We start from the raw sequence: 20,052 nt of genomic DNA on the forward strand, positions 1-20,052 counted from the left end.
GCGCCCGCATCAATTTGAACCAACGCCGACGACATTCTCGCCGCCACCCGAATGCGCCATCATGTCCCCGCCCCGCCCCATCCCGCAGGACCCCGCCCATGAAGATCGACGGCACCCGCAGCCATGACCGCGCCACCGAACTGGTGCTGTCCTACTACGCCGCATTCAACCGCGCCGATTGGGACGGCATGCTCGCCACGCTCGGCCTGCAGGTCGTCCACGATCTCAACCAGGGCGCGCGCGAAACCGGCGCGGAGGCGTTCGCGGCGTTCCTGCAACGCATGGCGCGGCATTACCGCGAACAGCTGCGCGACATCGTGGTGATGGTGTCGCCCGACGGAACGCGCGCGGCGGCGGAGTATGTGGTGCATGGCGAGTACCTGGTCACCGACGCCGGGCTGCCGGAAGCGCGCGGTCAGCGCTATGAATTGCCCGGTGGGGCGTTCTTCGAGATTCGCGACGGCAAGATCCAGCGGGTGACCAATTACTACAACCTTGAGCATTGGGTGGCTCAGGTCGGCGTTTGAGCTGAAGGCGAGGGAACCAGCGACAGACGTGGGGATTGGCTGTTCGCCTGTAACGGCGAACAGCGCCCATGCCACAAGAAAAACCGACGGGCCGGCCGTTCGGCCTGCCGCCGGATGCGCGCTACCAGGTCGCGCATCCGACGGTCCGCAGGCAGCGGAACCCAGTACCACGCCGCGATGGCTTCGCGACCGGTCCGTCGGGTGGGGGTGAAGCCGCGGGGACAGCGCGGTGCGATGCGGACATCCGAGTCGCCGAGGGCGACCGCGCATCTCCAACCTTCCGCACCGCCTCGCGCACTTCGATTGCAATGAAAAGGACCGACGACGGTCACGGCGAAAGAGAGGGGGAGCGAGCGTCGCCGTGCCCGTGGGTCGTCGGTCAATAAGAGGCTGGGATTCGGGAGTTGGGATTCGGAATTGGTCAGAGCAAAGTGATGCGACGCAGTCGCTTTGTCGAATCCCGAATCCCGAATCTCTAATCCCGACTAGTTACGCGCCACGCCCTCCCGCACCGGTTCGCGGTCCGGCCAGCCGCCGGCCATCGCCTTGTACAGCGCGATCGCGCCGGTGACGCTGCGGGTTCGGCCGTCGGCGAAGGCGTCCTGCGCCTGCAGTTGGGTGCGTTCGGCGTCGAGCACTTCGAACAGGTCGGCGGCGCCGGCCTCGTAGCGCACGCGCGCGAGCTTCGCGGCCTTCAGGCTGTCCTGCGAGGCGCGTTCCAGGTGCTGGTCCTCGACCCGCGCGCGGGCATAACGCACCAGCGCGTTCTCGGTGTCTTCCAGCGCCAGCAACACGCTCTGCTGATAGCGCGCCAGTTCGCCTTCGGCGCTCGCATCGGCCGCCTTGATGCGCGAACGCACCCGGCCGATGTCGAGGAACGACCAGTCGATGCCGAGCGCGACCAGGCGGGTTTCGCTGGCGCGTTCGAACAAGGCGCTGGTGTCGATCGCCTGCGAACCGATCAGGCCGCTCAGGGTGAAGCGCGGGAACAGATCGGCGGTGGCCACGCCGATGCGCGCGGTGGCCGCGTGCAGGCGGTGCTCGGCCGCGGCGACGTCGGGGCGACGGCGCAGCAGTTCGCCCGGGGTGGCGGCGTCGAGGCGTTGCGGCAGCGACGGCAACGCCACCGTCTGATCGAGTTCGGCGATCAGCGCGTCGGGCGTCTGCCCGGTCAGCACCGCGAGGCGATGCTGGGTGACCGCGACCTGCGCTTCCAGGTTGGGCACGCGCGCCAAGGTCGCCTCGAGCTGCGCACGCGCACGCGAGGTGTCGAACTCGGTGCCGCGGCCGGCGTCGAAGCGCGCCTGCACCAGACGCAGGGTCTCGGTCTGGTTCTCGGCGTTCTCGCGCGCGACCCGCAGGCGTTCCTGCAGGCCGCGCAGCTCGACATAGCTGCGCGCCACTTCGCCGACGATCGATACCTGCATCGCCTGCAGATCGGCCGCGCTGGCCCAGGTTTCGGCGCGCTCGGACTCGACGTTGCGGCGCACGCGGCCGAACAGATCGAGTTCCCAGCTCACGTTGGCCTGCGCGCTGTAGCTTTCGTTGTCGCGGCCGTTGTTGGACACGCCCGGCATCTGGTCGGAGCTCGAACGCGATTCGCTGCCGCTCGCGCTGCCGGTGATGGTCGGGAAACGATCGAACTTGGCGCCGCGCAACAGCGCGTTGGCGCGGTCGTAGTTGGCCAGGGCGATGCGCAGGTCGTGGTTGGCGGTCAGCGATTCCTCCACCAGCCGGGTCAGCAGCGGATCGTTGAACCCGCGCCAGAACTCGGCGCCGGGTTCGGGCGCGGCGGTGCCGTCGGTGCCCGCCTGCGCGTCGGCGCGGGCGAACGCGTCCGGCGTGGCCAGGGTCGGCCGGACATAGTCCGGACCGACGGCGCAGGCGGCCAGTGCGAGGGTCAGCACGGCGATCGCGGGGAGTTTGAAATTACGCATGGACTTTCTCCGTAGCGTTGTGGTGGTCGCCGTGCGAGACCAGCTTGTTGCCGGCCATCTTGCGCAGGGCGACGTAGAACACCGGGGTCAGGAACAGACCGAACAAGGTCACGCCCAACATGCCGGCGAACACGGTGATGCCGGTGACCGAGCGGATTTCCGCGCCGGCGCCGTGCGACAGCACCAGCGGCACGGTGCCCGCGATGAAGGCGATCGAGGTCATCACGATCGGACGCAGACGCAGGCGGCACGATTCCAGCGCGGCTTCGACGATGCCCTTGCCCTGCAGTTCCAGTTCGCGGGCGAACTCGACGATCAGGATGGCGTTCTTACACGCCAGGCCCATCAGCACCACCAGGCCGACCTGCACGAACACGTTGTTGTCGCCACCGGTCAGCTTGACGCCGATCAACGCCGACAGCATGCACATCGGCACGATCAGGATCACCGCCAGCGGCAAGGTCCAGCTTTCGTACAGCGCCGCCAGCACCAGGAACGCGAGCAGGATGGCGAGCGGGAACACGATCAACGCGGCATTGCCCTGGCTGTCCTGCTGATAGCTCAGGTCGGTCCATTCGATTTCCATGCCGTGCGGCAGCACCTTGCTGGCCACGTCCCTGACCACGTCCATGGCCTGAGCCGAGGACATCACGCGCGGATCGACGTCGCCGGCGATGTCGGCGGCCGGATAGCCGTTGTAACGCAGTACCGGGTCGGGACCGAAGGTCTGCTTGATGCTGACCATCGAGCCGATCGGCACCATCTCGCCGCGTTCGTTGCGGGTACGCAGGTTGCCGATGTCCTCGACGCTGTCGCGGAACGAACCGTCGGCCTGGGCGATCACCTGCCAGGTACGGCCGAACTGGTTGAAGTCGTTGACGTAGGCCGAACCCAGGTAGGTCTGCAGGGTGTCGAACAACTCGGTCAGCGGCACGCCCTGCGCCTTGGCCTTGACCCGGTCGACTTCGGCGTCGAGCTGCGGCACGTTGGCCTGATAGGTGCTGTTCGCGTAGCCCATGCCCGGGGTCTGCATGACCGTGCCCTGGAACGCACTCACCGCGTTCTGCAGCGCGCCGTAACCCAGATTGCTGCGGTCTTCGATGAACATCTGATAGCCCGCGCCGTTGCCCAGGCCGAGAATCGGCGGCGGCATCAGCGCGAAGGTGAAGCCTTCCTGGAAGCCACCGATCTTCTGGTTGAGCTCGGCGGTGATTTCCACCGCGCTGCGGCTACGCTGACTGAACGGCTTGAGCGGCAGGAACGCCACGCCGGTGTTGGGCGTGTTGGTGAACTGCACCGCGTTCAAGCCAGGGAAGGCCATGGTGTTCTGCACGCCGTCGATCTTGCCGGCGATGTCGGTGACCTTCTTGAGCAGCACGTCGGTGCGGGCGATGGACGAACCTTCCGGCAACTTCACCGCGGCGATCAGATACAACTTGTCCTGCAACGGGATGAAGCCGGCCGGCACGATCTTGAACATGAAGCCGGTGGCGACCAACAGCACCGCGTACACCACGAACACCGCGCCGCGCTTGCCGAGGATGCCCGAGATCGAACGCTGGTACTTCTCGGAGCTGGAGGCGAAGAAGCGGTTGAACGGACGGAACAGCCAGCCGAACAAGCGATCGATCAGACGCGTCGGCGCATCCTTCGGCGCACCGTGCGGCTTGAGCAGAAGCGCGGCCAGGGCCGGCGACAGGGTCAGCGAGTTGATGGCCGAGATCACCGTGGAGATGGCGATCGTCACCGCGAACTGCTTGTAGAACTGGCCGGTCACGCCCGACAGGAACGCCATCGGCACGAACACCGCGCACAACACCAGCGCGATCGCGACGATCGGGCCGGACACTTCCTTCATCGCCTGGTGCGCCGCTTCCAGCGGGCTCAGGCCTTCTTCGATGTTGCGCTCGACGTTCTCCACCACCACGATCGCGTCGTCGACGACGATGCCGATCGCCAGCACCAGGCCGAACAGGCTCAAGGTGTTGATCGAGAAACCGAGCAGATACAACGCGGAGAACGTACCGACGATCGAGACCGGAACCGCGATCAGGGGAATGATCGACGCGCGCCAAGTCTGCAGGAACAGGATAACCACCAGCACCACCAGCAGGATCGCTTCGAGCAGGGTGGTGACCACCGCCTTGATCGAGTCGCGCACGAAGATGGTCGTGTCGTAGACCGCCTCGTACTTGATGCCTTCCGGGAAGCTCTTGGACAGGCGATCCATGTTGGCGATCACCTGTTCCTGGATGTCCAGCGCGTTGGCGCCGGGCGACTGGAAGATACCGATACCGACCGCGTTCTTGCCGTCGAGCTGCGAACGCAGGCTGTAGTCGCCGGCGCCCAGTTCCAGACGCGCGACATCGGACAGACGAACGATCTCGCCGCCTTCGCCGCTCTTGACCACGATGTTGGCGAACTCTTCTTCGCTCTGCAGGCGGCCCTTGGCGTTGATCAGGGTCAGGAACTCGCTGTTGGGCATCGGCTCTGCGCCGAGCTGACCGGCCGAGACCTGCACGTTCTGCTCGCGCATGGCGCGCAGCACGTCGCCGGCGGTCAGGCCGCGCGAGGCGACCTTGTCCGGATCCAGCCACACGCGCATCGCGTAATCGCCGCCGCCGAAGATCTGCGCATCGCCGACGCCCGACAGGCGCGCGAGCTGATCCTTGACGTGCAGTCGCGCGTAGTTGCGCAGGTACAAGGTGTCGTACTTGCCGTTGGGCGAGGTCAGATGCACCACCATCAGGAACACAGGCGACTGCTTCTGGGTGGTCACGCCTTGCCGTCGCACGTCCTCGGGCAGTCGCGCCAGCGCCTGGCTGACCCGGTTCTGCACGCGCACCGCCGCGTCGTCCGGATCGGTGCCCGGGCGGAAGGTGACGGTGATCGCCAGCACGCCGTCGGAACCGGCGACCGACTTGATGTACATCATGTCTTCGACGCCGTTGATCGCTTCTTCAAGCGGCGTGGCGACGGTTTCGGCGATGACCTTCGGGTTGGCGCCCGGGTACACCGTGCGCACCATCACCGAGGGCGGGATGACTTCGGGATATTCGCTGATCGGCAGGATCGGTATCGCGATCAGGCCGGCGGCGAAGATCACGATCGACAGCACCGCCGCGAAGATCGGTCGATCAATGAAAAATTTGGAAAAGTCCATGACGGATTCCTTGGTGCGGTGTTTGGCCGCATGAGTCCCCGGCCTGCGCCGTGGGGACGCAGGCCTTGATTACGGAAACCTTGTGAGTGCGTTTGCTTTTGGCTCGTCATTCCCGCGAACGCGGCAATCCAGAGACTTCAAACGTTCTCGCCCGAAAGTCCCTGGATTCCCGCGTTCGCGGGAATGACGGGGTGGGGCTTCGCGGTTTCTTGCTGTTCGAGCGTCGCCGCGGCGTTCAAGCCGCGGCGCGTCCGTCATCGGTGGTTACAAAGCCCCGGCCGCCGCGCCCGGCGCCGCCGGCAACGGTGCCGCGGCGCCCATGGCGATGGTCTTGGGCGACACCGGCATGCCCGGGAAGAACACCTTCTGCACGCCGTGGACGATGACCTTGTCGGTCGGCGCCAGGCCCGATTCGACCACGCGCAGGCCCTGGATCATGCGGCCGAGCACCACGTCCTTGCGCACCGCCGCGTTCTTCGGGCCGAGCACGTAGACGTACTTGCGGTCCTGATCGGTCAGCACCGCCTTGTCATCGACCAGCATGGCCTTGAACTCGGCGCTGCCCTCGAGCTGCACGCGCGCGAACAGGCCCTGGGTGAAGATGCGATCGGCGTTGTCGACCACCGCGCGGGCGCGGATGGTGCCGGTGGTCGGATCGACCTGGTTGTCGGTGAAGTCGACCGTGCCCTCGTGCGGGTAGCCGGTTTCGCTGGCCAGGCCGATGCGGACCGGGTTCTTGTTGCCCTCGCGCTGGCCCTTGCGCGCCAGTTCGTTGTAACGCAGGTAGGTCTGTTCGTCGCTTTCGAAGTAGACGTACATCGGGTTCTGCGACACCACCGAGGTCAGCACGGTGGTGTCGGCGGTGGCGAGATTGCCGACGGTGACCATCGCGCGGCCGGCGCGGCCGTCGATCGGCGAACGCACTTCGCTGAAGGTCAGATCCAGCTGCGCCGAGGCGACAGCGGCTTCGGCCGCGCGCACCGCGGCGTCGCCCTGAGTGGTGGCGGCGCGGCGGGTTTCGGCTTCTTCGCGCGAGATCGCCTTGGCCTCGACCAGGGTCTGCGCGCGCTTGTCCTGGGTCTGGGCCAGACGCGCTTCGGCGCGCGCCTGTTCCAGCTGGGCCTGCGCGCGGTTGAGCTCGGCGCGGTAACGGCGCGGATCGATCACGAACAGCAGGTCGCCCTTCTTGACCTCCTGGCCTTCCTTGAACGCGACGCGATCGACGTAGCCGCTGACGCGGGCGCGCAGTTCGACCGATTCCACCGCGCTGACGCGGCCGGTGAAGTCGTCCCACTGACGCACCTGCTTGGTCAGCACCTGGGCGACGCTGACTTCCGGCGGCGGCGGCGCGCCGCCTTCGGGGGTGGCGGCCTGGCTGCCGCAACCGACGGCGGCCAGGGCGATGACGACGCTCGCGGTCAACGCGAGCAGCGAGAGCCCGAGGCCGGGTCGGCCGGAGCGGGCGGGAGAGTTGCGAGTGCTCATCGGGGGGTGGGTTCCTGTTTGGGATTATTCGAGGTCAACGACTTGAGCAATGCGCGCGCGTCCTGCAGACAGCGTTGCGTTTTTTCGTCGGCGGGGCTGCCCGGATCTTGCGGACACGCATCGCTGGAAGCCGTTGTGGCCGTGATCGTCTTGGGGGTGCTGGTGCGGCTGGTAGTGGTGGAATACGAATCGGTGGCGAGGCGGGGCGGGCTGGCGGTGGCGCTGGCGGGCGAAGGGGGGAGCCGCGCGGCGCTGCGTGGCGGCAGTTCCGGTGGAGGCTGGCGCAGCGCGTACGGCACGATCGCGCGCGGCAGCTCGCCGCTGACTTCGTGATCGATCAGCGCCATCACGCGCTGGCCGACCGACAGCGCGCTGGGCCATTCGGGGCAGGAATGGCGTTGGTTGAACTCGGTGCACACCGGCGAGTCGACCGCGAGCAGCTGCACGCGCACGGCCAGCTGACGCGCTTCGTCGTGCAGCACGCGCGCGAGCATGCGCAACGCGGCCGCGCCGATCGAGCGGTGTCCGTAACCGGCCCACGGGTGCTCGCTGCCGGGACCGCCGATCAGCACGTAAGTGCCGCCACGGTCGTATTCGGCCAGCAAGGGCAACAGGTGGCGAGCCGCGGCGAGGTGGGGGAGGAGATCCTCGTCGAGCTTGCGGCGCAGGAAGTCGGCCGGGTTGTCGAGCAGGCGGCCGCGCTCGGCGCCGCCGCAGACCGCGGCGACCACGCCGGCCAGCGGGCGGTCGAGCTTGCGCAGGGCGCGCGCGAGCTTGGCGCCGGCGGCGTCGCTGCTGACCGAGCCTGCGATCGTGGTCAGGTCGGCGTGGGGGTAGCCGGCCTTGAGCGCCTTGAGTTCGCTGCTCTGACGGGCGACCGCGATGACCGGGCGGCCGCTGTCGATCGCGGCCTGCACGACCCCGCGGCCGACGCCGCCGGTGGCACCGAGTACAACCAGTGGAGCTTTCATTGTCCCGCTCCTGGGACTTTTTCTCCCACTCGCGGGATGATCGCGTGACGCTTGTCATCCCGGGTGTAATGCGCGAGCACGGCGCTGATCGCCGGCATCAGCAGCATCGCCGCCGGCAGGGCGATGGTGAAGGCCAGCACCCAGGCCAGCATCCAGGCTTCTTCCGGGCCCTGGGAAAGGCCCTGTCGGAAAACGACCACGGCCAGCCCGATCAGGGCGGACATGGCCACCAGCATCAAAGGTAAAAAGGCGAAACGGGCTTGGCGGGGGCTCAACATGGCGGGGGACTCCATCGATCTGCGGCACAGAGTAGAGATGGGAACAGGACTTGATTAGCCATGGATTAAGGGAATAATTGTCCCGGCAACGGTCCAATATCCCGATCACCCCCTTGAAAGCCCCGGCACGCCCCCCTAGACCAAGAGGGATCGAGAAGGAAACCGGGGCGATCAAGAGCCATCGATACCATCGACCGCCTTACTGTCGGCCCGCGCCGGCCGCGGCGGCAGTGGCCGGGATCAGCGGACACCGATGACACGCGTCACCCAACACCCGACCGGTCGGAACCGGCAGGCGCCACGCCACGGACAGCGATCCATCGCCATGCATTGAACCGGCGGAACCGCCGGCGCGATATCCGCATTCCCCTATCTGCTCCCTGCTCTCGCTTACCGACTCACTGGCTTGCCGCCGCCGTACACCGCTTCCGCTCCGCCGTCCCCGCACTCGACCCTCACTTTCGTTCCGCCTTCGAAGCGAACCTCCGCAGCCGTCCCCGACTCGCGCCGCTCCGTTTCGATCTCTACCTAGGAGGCCATTCCCCATGGCTCACGATCTCAACGACACCCTGATCTTCGTGAAGGTGGTCGAAGCCGGCAGCTTCATTTCCGCCGCGCGCGCGCTGCGCCTGCCCAAGACCACGGTCAGCCGCAAGGTGCAGGAACTGGAAACCCGCCTGGGCGCGCAGCTGCTGCATCGCACGACCCGCAAGCTCGGCCTGACCGAGGCCGGCAACCTGTATTTCGAGCATTGCCAGCGCATCGCCCGCGAACTGGCCGAGGCCGAAAGCGCGGTCGGCCAGTTGCAGGGCGGCCCGCGCGGCTGGCTGCGCATCACCGCGCCGTACTCGGTCGGCATCACCTGGATCGCGCCGCTGCTCGGCGAATTCCACGCGCGCCATCCGGAGGTGCGGGTGGAGATGAACCTGAGCAACGAAACCGTCGACATGATCGACAAGGGCATCGACGTCGCCCTGCGCGTGGGCGACCTGCCCGACTCCAACCTGGTCGCGCGCCGGCTGGCGATCTTCCGCACCCAGATCTACGCCAGCCCGAACTACCTCGCGCGTCACGGCGAACCGCTGCACCCCGACGACCTGCGCCATCACCGCACCCTGGCAATGCCCAAGTCGCGGCGCAACAACGAATACGTGTGGACGCTCAGCGACGGCGAACGCAACGTCGACTACGTCATCGACCCGGTCATGGTCGCCAACGACCCCGGCCCGCTGCGCGGCGCCCTGCTGTGCGGCGAAGCGCTGATGCTGGCGGCCGATGTCACCGTCAAGGCTTTCGCCGAGCAAGGCTACGTGCAGCGCGTGCTCGCGGGCTGGACCGGTCCGGAGTACGAATTCAACGCGGTGTTCCCGCGCGGACAGGTGCAATCACCGAAGGTGCGCGCATTCGTCGACTTTTTGGTCGAACGCCTGAACTTCGACGCCGATTACATGCAGGTGCTGTGCCCGGACGCCAAGCGCTTCCGCAAGGCCTCCGAAGAAGCCGAAGCGGCGATGGCCCACGGCCTGGCCAAGGAAGCGGCCAGCGAACCGCGCACCATCGCGGTACCGGTGGTCGAAGCGATCGAGGCGATCACCGAGGCGGTCGACAAGCGCGCGACGAAGACGACCGCGCGCGTGGGCAAGCGTGGCGAAGAAGTCGAACGTAAGGACGATACGCACAGTGATGAGGATGCGGCGTTGGTGTAATCAATCGCCTCGACGCATGCAGTGGGCCGTCGAGGGTTTTCGCTCCGTCCTTGCAAAGGACGGAGCGAACCGCCCGCAAGCATTCGACACACAACCAATCAATCCGAAGTCGGCTGATCCTCGGCGGCACTCTTGCCCTTTGCGGGCTTGGCCGGGGTGGCACGCAACGCCTTGTTCGCGGCCTTCATGATCTTCTTTCGGGCTTCATCCGCCTTTTCGCCTTCCATCACCTCGCGCTTGATCACCTCTTTGATCAGTACATCCCTGATCTGATCGCTGTCGATACGAACATCCGGCGACACACGCCTGAGTTCGCGCCGAACGACATCGATCACCGCATCGGTCTGGAGCATCGCTCCTACGAAGAACCGTGAAAGCGCCTGCTTCTGAATGTGGTATTCGCCCAGCATCGAGCGCTGCCAGCCCTCCTTGCACCACAGGTACAGAAGTTCGATATCGCTTTCCAGACGCGGACTCAGCCCGCAAAAGTCGATCTCGAGCACCAGTTCCTGATCGATAGGCTTGGCGAAGACCAAGTGATACACGCGCCAGGTGATGCCGTTGGTAAGCAGCACCCAATCCACGCCCTGATTAGCGGCGTAGTCGATGGCCTGCTTGACGTGCTGGTCCTTCAACTCAAGACCAATCGCCTTGACTTCAATCAGCGTTTGAAGCTGGTTGTCTATCTTTATGGCGAGATCGCAGAACGTGCCGCGAATCGAATGCTCGGAAGTGACATCCGAGTATTTGTCGTATCCGAAAACGTCCGCCAACATGTCCTTGATGATGGTTACCGTATCGGCTTCGCCAACATCGCGCGCCTTCGCCGCTGAAAGAATGGGCTGATATCGCTTCAGGCCCGCGATCAGTCGCTCTGAAACCTTCTTCGGAATTGCTGCCATTTTTCACCCCTTGTGATGTGTGCATCCCATTGCATGGCAGCCTCCGAATCCGCGACCGCCGCGTTGTATAGCGCTCCGCCCATTCAATTCATTTGTCAGCCTACGGCGGCCGACGTGTCTGATCTTAGCCCCGAGCGCGGTTGTATGCGCCCTGTCGGTCTATTGCGCAACCACCGTCGCTATCGCTCCGCCAACCGCCACGACAACCCCGACACCCGCGCCGCATGCCGCGACAGCGCCAACCGCAGCACTGCCTCGCTGCCGGCGATATGCAGCTCGCGGCGGGCGCGGGTCATGCCGGTGTAGAGCAGTTCGCGCGACAGGTGGCGCGCGTCCTGGCGCGGCAGTTGCAACCAGACCGCGTCGAACTCCGAGCCCTGCGCCTTGTGCACGGTCATCGCGAAGGCGCCGCTGTGCGCGGGCAAGGCCGAGGGATGGAAGGGGCGCACGCCTTCGCTGCCGCCGGCGAACCAGGCGACGGTCGTCGCGTTGGGCAGTTCGCGGCCGTCGGCGTCGCGCGGTCGCAGGCAGATGCCGATGTCGCCGTTGAACAGGCCGTGGCGGTAGCTGTTTTCGGTGATCAGCAGCAGGCGACCATGGAAATACGCCGGACGATGCGCGCCGGCCAGCGCTTCCTCGATGCGCGCGTTCAACGGCGCCGCGCCCTGGCCGCCGTCGCGCAAAGCGGTCAGCAGGCGCAGGCGCGCCGCAGCCTGCAGCGCTTCGAACGGATCGTCGATCGCGGCCAGCGCGCGCCACGCCGGCAGCAGCCGGTCGCGGCCGGCGCCGGCCAGGGGGTCGTGTACGTCTTCGTGGAATTGCACGCCGGCCAATTCGCCGCCGCGCAGCAACGCGAGCACGGTGTCGGCGTCGCCGGCGCGGGTCGCTTCGGCGAGCGGCGCGAGCTCCAGGCTTTCGGCCTGACGGTAGCCGCGGCGCAGATGCACGCGGTACGCGCTCAGCGGTGCCGGATCGGCCTGGATCGCGATCTCGCCGAGCAGCGGCTGCAAGGATTCGGCCAAGGCCGCGGGCAGACCGTCGTCGTCGCCGGCCGCATCGACGATCGCGGCGAGCACGTCGCCGGCCTCGACCGACGGCAGCTGATCGCGATCGCCGAGCAGGATCAGGCGCGCGCCGGCCGGCACCGCCTCGACCAATTTGCACATCAGCGGCAGGTCGACCATCGAGGCTTCGTCGACCACGATCACGTCGAACGCCAGCGGATTGCGCGCGTCGTGACGGAAGCGCGGGCTGTCGGGCACGCTGCCGAGCAGGCGATGCAGGGTGCTGGCCTGATTCGGCAGCGCCTCGCACAGGCTCGGGTCGATGCCGTCCACCGCGCTCAATCGCAGCGCGGCCGCGCGCAGGCTTTCGGCCATGCGTTCGGCGGCGCGACCGGTCGGCGCGGCCAGCGCGATGCGCGGCGCGCTGACGCCATCGAGGCGCGCCTGCGCGATCAACAACAACAGCACCCGCGCGATCGTGGTGGTCTTGCCGGTGCCGGGGCCGCCGGTGGCGAGCAGCAGCGACTGCAGCAGCGCTAATGCGGCAGCGCGCGCTTGCCGGTCGTCGCCGCGCGCGTTCGGAAACAGGATCGCGAACAACGGCGCCAATGCCGCCAGATCGGTCGGCGGCGGCGCGAACGCGGCGATGCGACGCAGACCGTCGGCGAGGCGGCGTTCGTACTCGCGATAGCGACGCAGATACAGCAGGCCGCGTTCGAGCACCAATGGCGCATGCGCGCTCGCGGCGATACCGGGCGCGGGTGTGGCGACCCAGCGCGAATCGGCGAGCAGCGCGAGCCATTGCTCCGGATCGGGCCAGTCGGTAGTCGCTTCGCTGAGCCACTGCGGGCTGCGCGGATCGAACGCGGCGTGGCCGCGCGCGATCGCCTGCGAGGCCAGCGCGGCGGCGGCGAGCACCGCGTCGGGCGTGTCGCGATCGAGCCGGCGCAGCGCCTGCGCGAACGCATGGTCGACCGTGCGCAGGCTGCCTTCGCGATGCAGCGCTTCGAGCAGGCTCATGCCGTGCCTCCGGCGAACAAGGCATCGACCGCGTCGACCAGTTCGCGCGCGGGTTGATGCGCGTACAGGCCGGCATCGGGATCGGCCGGGTCGAGGCCGCGGCAGAACAGATAACGCACGCCGCCGAAATCGCGCGCGTAGTCGTAGTCGTCGCCGAGGCGGAAACGCAGCCAGCGGTGCAGCGCGACGGTGTAGATCAGCGATTGCAGGGTGTACTCGCTTTCGCTCATCGCGCGGTCGACCTGGATCGCATCGTAGGACGGCAGGCGGTTGGTCTTGTAGTCGAGCACGTAGTAGCGGCCTTCGAAGGCGTAGACCAAGTCGATCTTGCCGGTCATCAGACCCTCGAGGCGGCGACGCAGGCCGAAGGCCTGGCGTTCGCGCAGCCAACCGTGCGCGTGCAGGGTCGCGAGCAAGCGATCGACCGGTACCGATTCCAGGGCGAAGTGGAATTCCATCTCGCTGCGCCGCTCGCGTTCGGGCAGTTCGCACAGGCGCGTGCCTTCGGGCAACGCGGCGGTGAGGGTCAGGCCGACCAGCGACGTCAGCAGCGGCATGCCGTCGTCGATGTCGGCGTCGGTATAACCCTCGCCGCGCAGCGCCGAGGCCAGCCACGCGGCCTCGCCGTCGGGCGCGGGCGCATCGGCGGTCCAGTCGCGCCACGCGCCGAAATCCACGCGTTCCAGCGCGGTATGCACGACGTTGCCGAAGCGGCTGCCGGAGTAGCGCGCATCGCCGGGCGTGAGCAACACGGCGGCGATATCGGGCTCGTCTTCGGCGCCGCGCTCGTCGGCGACCAGCGCGCCCTGGCCGGCGCCGTCGTCCTCGTTGGTCAACTGGGTGAAGCTGTAGACCCACCAGTCGCGCGGCACGCTGTGACGCGCGCGACGCGCCGGCGGCACCGTGCCGGCCGCGGGCGGCGGCAGCGGCGCGGGCGCGTGTTCGAGCGGCGCGTCGTCGATGACGACCTCGCCGGGAAGTTCGCGCGCGAGCGCGTCGGCATCGGCCAGCATCGACTGCAACGGCGAGGCTTGCGCGAGATACAGCGGCCCGCTCGCCAACCACAAGGCATGGCGCGCGCGGGTCAGGCCGACGTAGAGCAGGCGCGCGTCCTCCGAGCGCGCTTCGACCGCGGCGCGTTCGCGCGCGCTGTCCCAATCGGGTGCGTTCGGATCGAACACCTCGCTCTGCACCTGCAGCACGCGGCCGTGCAGCGGATCGGGGTATTCGCACAATCGGCCGCCGCGCGGCTCGCGCCCGATCGCGACGAACGGCAGGAACACCAGCGCGAACTCCAGGCCCTTGCTTTTGTGCAGGGTCAAAATCTGCACTCGTCGCGCATCGGATTCCAGGCGCAGCTGCTGCTTTTCGTCGCTGTCGTCGGCTTCGGCGATGCGCAGATGCAGCCAATCGCGCAGGCCGTGCAGGCCGAGCGAACGGGTGTCGGCTTCCTGCAGGGTTTCGCCGAGTTGCAGCAGATTGGTCAGGCGGCGTTCGCCATCGGCCAGCGCGAGCAGGCGCGGCGCGTGTTCGGCGCACAGGTCGCTGACCAACGCGAGCGGCCCATGCCGCTGCCAGCGCTCGCGCCAGACCAGCGCCTGCGCTTGCCAAACCGCCTGCTCCGCCTCATCCAACCCCAACGCCGCAATGCGTTCCCCATCCAAGCCAATCAACACCGTCGCCAACGCCGCGCGCAGACGCCCGCCGTCGCCGGGATGCAGCACCGCATCGAACACGGTCAGCAATTCGATCGCCTGCTCGGTCGCGAACAGGCTGCGCCGGCCGGCCGCGACCGCGGCGATGCCGGCGGCGATCAGCGCCTGCTGAATGCGCGCGGCTTCGTCGTGACTGCGCACCAGCACCGCGATATCGCCCGGCTGCAGCGCGCGGCCGTCGATGCTCGCGCGGCCTTCGCGCGCATCGCGCAGCCAGGCGTGGATCGCCGCGACGCAGGCGCGTACGGCCAGCTCGCGCGATTCGGGCGAGCTCCATTCGGGTTTCTTGCGTTCGTCGTCGGGCGCGGGCAGGCGCCGGACCGTCAACGCCGGTGCGATCGCGCCGTCGCGTTGCAGATCGGCGTCGGCGACCGCGCCGCCGGGCGCGACTTCGCGAAAGCGGATGCGCGCATCGACGAAGGCGGTGTCGCCGGCCTGCGCGTACAGCGCCGAGATCGCGCGCAGCACGCTGGGCCGCGAACGGAAGTTGTGATCCAGCGGCGGCGCGGCCTCGGCCAGTGCCGCCGCCGTCAGATAGGTGTGGACGTCGCCGCCGCGGAAGCCGTAGATCGCCTGCTTCGGATCGCCGATCAGGAACAGGCCGGCGGCGCGCGCGGGTTCGCCCAGGCCCGTTTCGAGCACTGTGGCTTCGCCGAACACGCGTTCGAAGATCCGCCACTGGCGCACGTCGGTGTCCTGGAACTCGTCGACCAGCGCCACCGCGTACTGCTCGCGCAGACGCTGCGCCAAGGCTTCGCCGTGCGGCCCGTCGAGCGCCGAGGCGACATCGGCGATCAAGTCGTCGAAGCTCTGCACGCGCCGGACCCGCTTGAGTTCGGCCAGACGCACGCGTCCGGCGTCGCGGATGTCGTGGACCAGACGCAGCGCCTGCCGCGCCAGCCATTGCGCGCGTTGCGCGGCGACCTCGAGATAGCGTTCGACCGCCAGGAACAACGGCGACGACGGCGTTTGCGCGTGCTTGCCCTTGTTGGTTTTCTCGGCGAGCACCGCCGGGGTCAGTCGATCGATACGCGGCTCGATCGGTTCGATCGGATCGCCGTTCGCGCACCAACGGTCCAGCGCTTGCCGCAGTTGTCCGGGCAAGGTCGCGCGCCAGGTCTGGCCGTTGAGCACCTTGGCCGCCATTGCCGCTTCGATCGCATCGAACGCGCGCGCGCCGTGTTGTTCGTACACCAACCGTAGCGATTCGGCCGCGTCCTGCAACGCCGGCAACGGATCGGGCGAGGGTTCCGGCGCCGACGGCAGCAACACAGGCGCGCGCATCAACGCGCCCAGGTCCGACGCCAATGCGCGCGGCCCGGCGGGCCATTGCAGCGACAGCAGTTCGGCCTGGCCGGCGTCGTTGCCGAACGCGCGCCACAGGTCGACCGCGATCTCGTCGATCAATTCGCGTTCGCTGCCGATCATCTCCGGCGCGGCGAACGGCTGACCGGTTTCCAAGGCGTGTTCGGCGAGCACGCGCGCGCAGAAGCCGTGAATGGTGACCACCGCGGCCAGATCGATCTCGCGCGCGGCGCGTTGCAGGCGCGTGCGCAAGGCCGCGGCGCCTTCGCGGTCGGCCTGCGCCCGCACCAGTTCGCGGGTGATCGCGCGTTCGCCGTCGTCTTCGGCGGCGATCAAAGCCGGATCGTCGGCGGCGATGCGCGCGGCCAACAGCAGACGACGACGCAAGCGTTCGCGCAGCTCCTGAGTGGCCGCATCGGTGAAGGTCACCGCGAGGATGTCGCCGATGCGCAGGCCGCGTTCGATCACCAGGCGGGTGACCAAGGTCGCCAACGTGTAAGTCTTGCCGGTGCCGGCGCTGGCTTCGATCAGGCGCAGGCCGTCGAGCGGCAGATCGAGGAAGGGATCGCGCACGGCGCTCATGCCTGCCCGCCTTCGTCGCGGCCATGCACGACCGCGTCGAACACCAGCTTGGCGATGTCGCGGAATTGTTCGCCCGAATCGGGATCGAGAAACGGATCGCGCCCGCGCAGCGCCAGCCGCACCGCGGCCGAACTCGCTTCGCCCCAGCTGCGCGCGCTGCCGTGCCATTGCGCTTCGGCTTTGTTCCAACCGGCCTTGTTCCAGGCGTTCGGATCCTGCGCCGCGGCTTCGTACCACAGCCAACCCGCGCGCGGTAGGAACGGCAGCGGCATGCGCAGGCCGTAATCGCGCAGACGCAGCAAGGCGCGCAACGCGGCCTTGGCCTCGCGCGGCGACAACGCATTGCGCAGATGCGGGCCAGGGCCTTCGTTGGTATGCGCGAACTGCGCCAGCGGACGCGGATCGCCGAGCGCCGACAGCACCAGCCAGTCCAGGCCGTGGGCGATCTGCGAGGGGCCGTGCAGGCTGTCGAAACGCAGCCGCGCCAAGCCACCCGCATAGACATCGTCGAGCCGGCCACGCAACTGGGTGCCGCCCAGATCGAGTTCGAACGGCAGCGCTTCACCTTCGCCGTCGCGCCAACGCGCGAACGCATCCGCGTACGGCCGCACCTGACCGAGCAAGGCATCGAGCTGGCGCCGTCCCAACGGCCCGGTCGGCAGCAACGCGCGCGCGCGCAGACTCGCCTGCAGGCGGTCGCGATCGATCCGGCCGTCACCGGCGATCAGATCGTCGAACACCGCGCGCTGCAATTGCTGGCGCATCAATCCCGGCCCCGGCAACACCAACGGTTCGACGTCTTCGCCGCTCTCGACTTCGTCGGGCAGGCGCAGGCCCAGGCGCTGGCGCAGGAACGCGCTCGGCGGATCGCGCAGGAACGCGCGCAAGTCCTGATAGGCGAGCGTGGGTTCGTTGATTTCGGCCGGCATCGGCGGCAACGCATCTTCCAGCCACGGGCCGAGTTGCAGGCGCGGGCCGTGGCCGCCGGCATCCGCGGCCGGTCGCCATTCGCTGCGATAACTGAAGCGGCGCGGATCGATCTCGCCGCCGCGGCCGTCCGGATCGGCGCCGAACGCGGCCGGCGCGAACGGCTGCAGCGGTTCGCGCACCACGAACTCGCCGCGCGCGTGCGTCGGGTCGGCGTGATAGCGCGCGGCGACATCCAGCAACTCCGACACCAAGGTCGACGGTTCGCGCGCGCTGCCGTCGCGCGGATCGGCGCCGAGATAACTCAGATAAAACGCGTCGGACGCGGCGGCGAACAACTGCAGGAACAAGAAACGGTCGTCGTCGCGCAGCGAACGATCGCCGTGACGGCGCGCGGCGGTGCCCAGTTCGGCGGCGAGCCGGTTCATGCCGCCGGCCGGGTCGCGGCGCGGGTAATCGCCGTCGTTCATGCCGAGCAGGCAGATCACCCGGAACGGAATCAGCCGCATCGGCACCATCCGGCCGAAGCTGACCCCGCCGGTCAGCAGCGGCGCGCGGGTGTCGGCTTCGGCCAGGGTCGCGCGGAAATGCGCGCGCACCACTTCCGGCGGCACCGTGCTGTTGAAGTCGGCGTGGTCGGCATCGCTGGCGAAACGTTCGATCAGGCTGCGCAGGCGTTCGAGGGTGCGCTGGTCGGCGTTGTCGCGCGGGCGTTCCGGCAACAGCGCGCGCAGCAGGCCGAGCAGGCGATCGGCCCATTGCCCTGGGGTCAGGTCGCCGGCCAGGCCGCGTTCGAAGCGCGCGAGCACGCGCAGCAGACGGATCAAGGCATCCAGCGCGTCCAGCGACGCGCCTTCGAGTTCGGCGTACGGCGCGATCCCGGCGACCAGGCTGTCGGCGGCCTCGCCGTCGCCGGCGGCGTGGCCGATCAACAGGCGATCGAGCGCGAACGCCCAGGTGTAGGCGTCGTCGCCGGGCGCGTCGTGGCGGCTGCGATGGGCCGCGTCGATGCCCCAGCGCGCGCCGGCCTGACCGAGCCACAGGCGCAGCCGCTCCAGGCCGGCGGCGTCGAGCCCGGCCTGATCGGCGATCGCCGGCGTCGCCAGCAGGTCCAGCACTTCGCCCAGGCCGAAGCGCGACACCGGCAGCGCGAGCAGGCGCAGGAACACTTCGGCCAGCGGCTCGGCCGCGAGCGGGCTGACGTCGGCCAACGCATACGGGATGAAACCCGCCCGCCCGGCCAGGCCGCCGAACACCGCGGCGATGTGCGGCGCGTACGGATCGATGTCGGGCGCGAGCACCGCGATCTCGCGCGGCTGCAGCGGCGGGTCGAAACGGCGGCCCTGTTCGGACTGCGGGTCGAGCAGGCCCTGCAACTGATCGTGCAGCACCTGCACTTCGCGCAAGCGGGTGTGGCAGGCGTGGACCTGCACGCTCGCGTCGAGACGATCGACCTGCGCGCGCCACGGCGTCGCCGGCAGCGCGCGCCGGTGCAGCAGGTCGCGTTGCAGGCGTTGCAGCAGGGTGTCGCGCGAGGGGTCGTCGTGGCGGCTGTCTTCCGGGTCGGCGTAGGCGGCGATCTCGCCGGAGGGATGCACCACCTCGTAGCCGCCGAGCACCGCCATGAAGTCGCGTCCGGCCGTGCCCCAGGCCTGCAGCAGCGGGTTGTCGTCCTCGCCGAACGCGGCGTCCTCGCCCTGGCGCAGGCGTTCGGCCAGAGTGCCCAGGTCGCCCCAGTACTTGCGCGTTGGGGTGGGCAGATAGAAATGCAGGGTGCCGGCGATCGCCTGGGTCGCGATCACCCGCAGCACGTCGGGCGAGACATTGAGGGTGGCGAAGGCGAACAGCCGCGACGGCAGGCCGCGCGGGATCCGCGCCGGGCCGTGCTCGCCGCCGTCGTCGTTGAAGCGGCTCAGGTAATCGTCGATGCGCCGCGCGCGGTAGCGGCGGCCGGCGGCGATGCGGCGCCACAGCGCGGCCTGGGCATCGTTGCGGTCGCGGCCGGCGTCCCAGGCCAGCAGCCAGTCGCGGCGCCAGGCCTGGTACTTCTCGAACAGCGAAGCCAGCTCGCCCGACAGCGACCACGACTTGATCGGGTCGTCGCCGTCCAGGCCATTACCGATCAAATAAGCGCGCAGCGGCGCCAGCGCCGGCTCGCGCAGCTGCGCCGGCTGCGACAGCACGCCATACAGGCGCCAGCGCATCGCCGCGGCGTCGAGATCGTCGTCGCGCTCGGCCGGATCGATGCCCGGTTCGTTGGCGTCGAGCGCGCGCTGGACGAATTCGCCGGGGGTCAGGAATTCCAGATTGGCCGCGATCCCGTACGCCTGCGCCAGCGTCGCCTGCAGCCAGCGGCGCATCGCGACCTGCGGGATCAGGATGGTGTCGGGGGTCAGCAGTGCCTGCCCGGGCGCGGGCGTGCGCAGTTCCTGCGCCAGCAGACCGGCGAGGACGTCCAGCGCATTGGAATGGTAGAGACGGAAATCGGGACGCGCAGGCATTGCGCCATCTTGCCGGAATGGGTGCGCGG

Annotated in this window: 10 protein-coding genes and 1 pseudogene; 2 read left to right on the forward strand and 9 right to left on the reverse strand. The window is 68.4% G+C overall.

Annotation, left to right across the window (positions count from 1 at the left end):
- Positions 1–98: 98 nt before the first annotated feature.
- The gene (locus ASD86_RS08450) at positions 99–527 is read left to right on the forward strand and encodes a ketosteroid isomerase-related protein (protein ID WP_056109418.1); all 429 of its coding nucleotides are present in this window, start codon (positions 99–101) and stop codon (positions 525–527) included.
- Between the two features lie 485 nt (positions 528–1,012).
- Here ASD86_RS08450 and ASD86_RS08455 read toward each other — a convergent pair whose 3' ends face one another.
- From ASD86_RS08455 to ASD86_RS08475, 5 genes are all read right to left on the reverse strand, one after another.
- Positions 1,013–2,464: an efflux transporter outer membrane subunit gene (locus tag ASD86_RS08455; RefSeq protein ID WP_056109420.1), complete on the reverse strand. Its 1,452-nt coding sequence runs from the start codon at positions 2,462–2,464 to the stop codon at positions 1,013–1,015.
- On the reverse strand, positions 2,457–5,627 hold the full coding sequence (locus ASD86_RS08460; protein ID WP_056109422.1) for a multidrug efflux RND transporter permease subunit: 3,171 nt from the start codon (positions 5,625–5,627) through the stop codon (positions 2,457–2,459). Before ASD86_RS08460 ends, ASD86_RS08455 begins: the two co-directional genes overlap by 8 nt.
- 264 nt (positions 5,628–5,891) lie before the next feature.
- Entirely contained in the window at positions 5,892–7,112 is a 1,221-nt protein-coding gene (locus ASD86_RS08465) for an efflux RND transporter periplasmic adaptor subunit (protein WP_082578188.1), read from the reverse strand.
- Positions 7,109–8,083 (reverse strand): SDR family oxidoreductase, encoded by a 975-nt coding sequence (locus ASD86_RS08470; RefSeq protein ID WP_056109423.1) that lies wholly within the window; start codon positions 8,081–8,083, stop codon positions 7,109–7,111. The genes ASD86_RS08465 and ASD86_RS08470 overlap by 4 nt, the downstream gene beginning before the upstream one ends.
- The gene (locus tag ASD86_RS08475) at positions 8,080–8,361 is read right to left on the reverse strand and encodes a DUF2798 domain-containing protein (RefSeq protein WP_162253635.1); all 282 of its coding nucleotides are present in this window, start codon (positions 8,359–8,361) and stop codon (positions 8,080–8,082) included. Before ASD86_RS08475 ends, ASD86_RS08470 begins: the two co-directional genes overlap by 4 nt.
- Positions 8,362–8,906: 545 nt before the next feature.
- Here ASD86_RS08475 and ASD86_RS08480 point away from each other — a divergent pair.
- Positions 8,907–9,812: pseudogene (locus tag ASD86_RS08480) on the forward strand (LysR family transcriptional regulator); the annotation flags it as partial.
- A 353-nt stretch (positions 9,813–10,165) separates the two neighbouring features.
- Here ASD86_RS08480 and ASD86_RS08485 read toward each other — a convergent pair.
- The 4 genes from ASD86_RS08485 to recC form a co-directional block, all read right to left on the reverse strand.
- Positions 10,166–10,969, reverse strand: a complete 804-nt coding sequence (locus tag ASD86_RS08485) for a type I restriction enzyme HsdR N-terminal domain-containing protein (RefSeq protein ID WP_082578190.1) — start codon at positions 10,967–10,969, stop codon at positions 10,166–10,168.
- Between the two features lie 179 nt (positions 10,970–11,148).
- On the reverse strand, positions 11,149–12,993 hold the full coding sequence (gene recD, locus ASD86_RS08490) for an exodeoxyribonuclease V subunit alpha (RefSeq protein WP_082578191.1): 1,845 nt from the start codon (positions 12,991–12,993) through the stop codon (positions 11,149–11,151).
- Positions 12,990–16,595 carry an exodeoxyribonuclease V subunit beta gene (recB, locus tag ASD86_RS08495; protein WP_056109427.1) on the reverse strand — a complete coding sequence of 1,202 codons (3,606 nt, stop codon included), beginning with the start codon at positions 16,593–16,595 and terminating at the stop codon, positions 12,990–12,992. The genes recD and recB overlap by 4 nt, the downstream gene beginning before the upstream one ends.
- Positions 16,592–20,023, reverse strand: coding sequence for an exodeoxyribonuclease V subunit gamma (gene recC / locus ASD86_RS08500; protein ID WP_056109429.1), 3,432 nt, complete (start codon positions 20,021–20,023; stop codon positions 16,592–16,594). Before recC ends, recB begins: the two co-directional genes overlap by 4 nt.
- Between the last annotated feature and the right edge of the window lie 29 nt (positions 20,024–20,052).

It is taken from the genome of Lysobacter sp. Root690, from assembly GCF_001427785.1.
Lineage (GTDB): Bacteria > Pseudomonadota > Gammaproteobacteria > Xanthomonadales > Xanthomonadaceae > Lysobacter.

Excerpts from the sequence above, each read along its gene's own strand:
- ASD86_RS08450 (WP_056109418.1), top strand. The coding sequence starts at position 99 with ATGAAGATCGACGGCACCCGCAGCCATGACCGCGCCACCGAACTGGTG.
- ASD86_RS08455 (WP_056109420.1), bottom strand. The coding sequence starts at position 2,464 with ATGCGTAATTTCAAACTCCCCGCGATCGCCGTGCTGACCCTCGCACTG.
- ASD86_RS08460 (WP_056109422.1), bottom strand. The coding sequence starts at position 5,627 with ATGGACTTTTCCAAATTTTTCATTGATCGACCGATCTTCGCGGCGGTG.
- ASD86_RS08465 (WP_082578188.1), bottom strand. The coding sequence starts at position 7,112 with ATGAGCACTCGCAACTCTCCCGCCCGCTCCGGCCGACCCGGCCTCGGG.
- ASD86_RS08470 (WP_056109423.1), bottom strand. The coding sequence starts at position 8,083 with ATGAAAGCTCCACTGGTTGTACTCGGTGCCACCGGCGGCGTCGGCCGC.
- ASD86_RS08475 (WP_162253635.1), bottom strand. The coding sequence starts at position 8,361 with ATGTTGAGCCCCCGCCAAGCCCGTTTCGCCTTTTTACCTTTGATGCTG.
- ASD86_RS08485 (WP_082578190.1), bottom strand. The coding sequence starts at position 10,969 with ATGGCAGCAATTCCGAAGAAGGTTTCAGAGCGACTGATCGCGGGCCTG.
- recD (WP_082578191.1), bottom strand. The coding sequence starts at position 12,993 with ATGAGCCTGCTCGAAGCGCTGCATCGCGAAGGCAGCCTGCGCACGGTC.
- recB (WP_056109427.1), bottom strand. The coding sequence starts at position 16,595 with ATGAGCGCCGTGCGCGATCCCTTCCTCGATCTGCCGCTCGACGGCCTG.
- recC (WP_056109429.1), bottom strand. The coding sequence starts at position 20,023 with ATGCCTGCGCGTCCCGATTTCCGTCTCTACCATTCCAATGCGCTGGAC.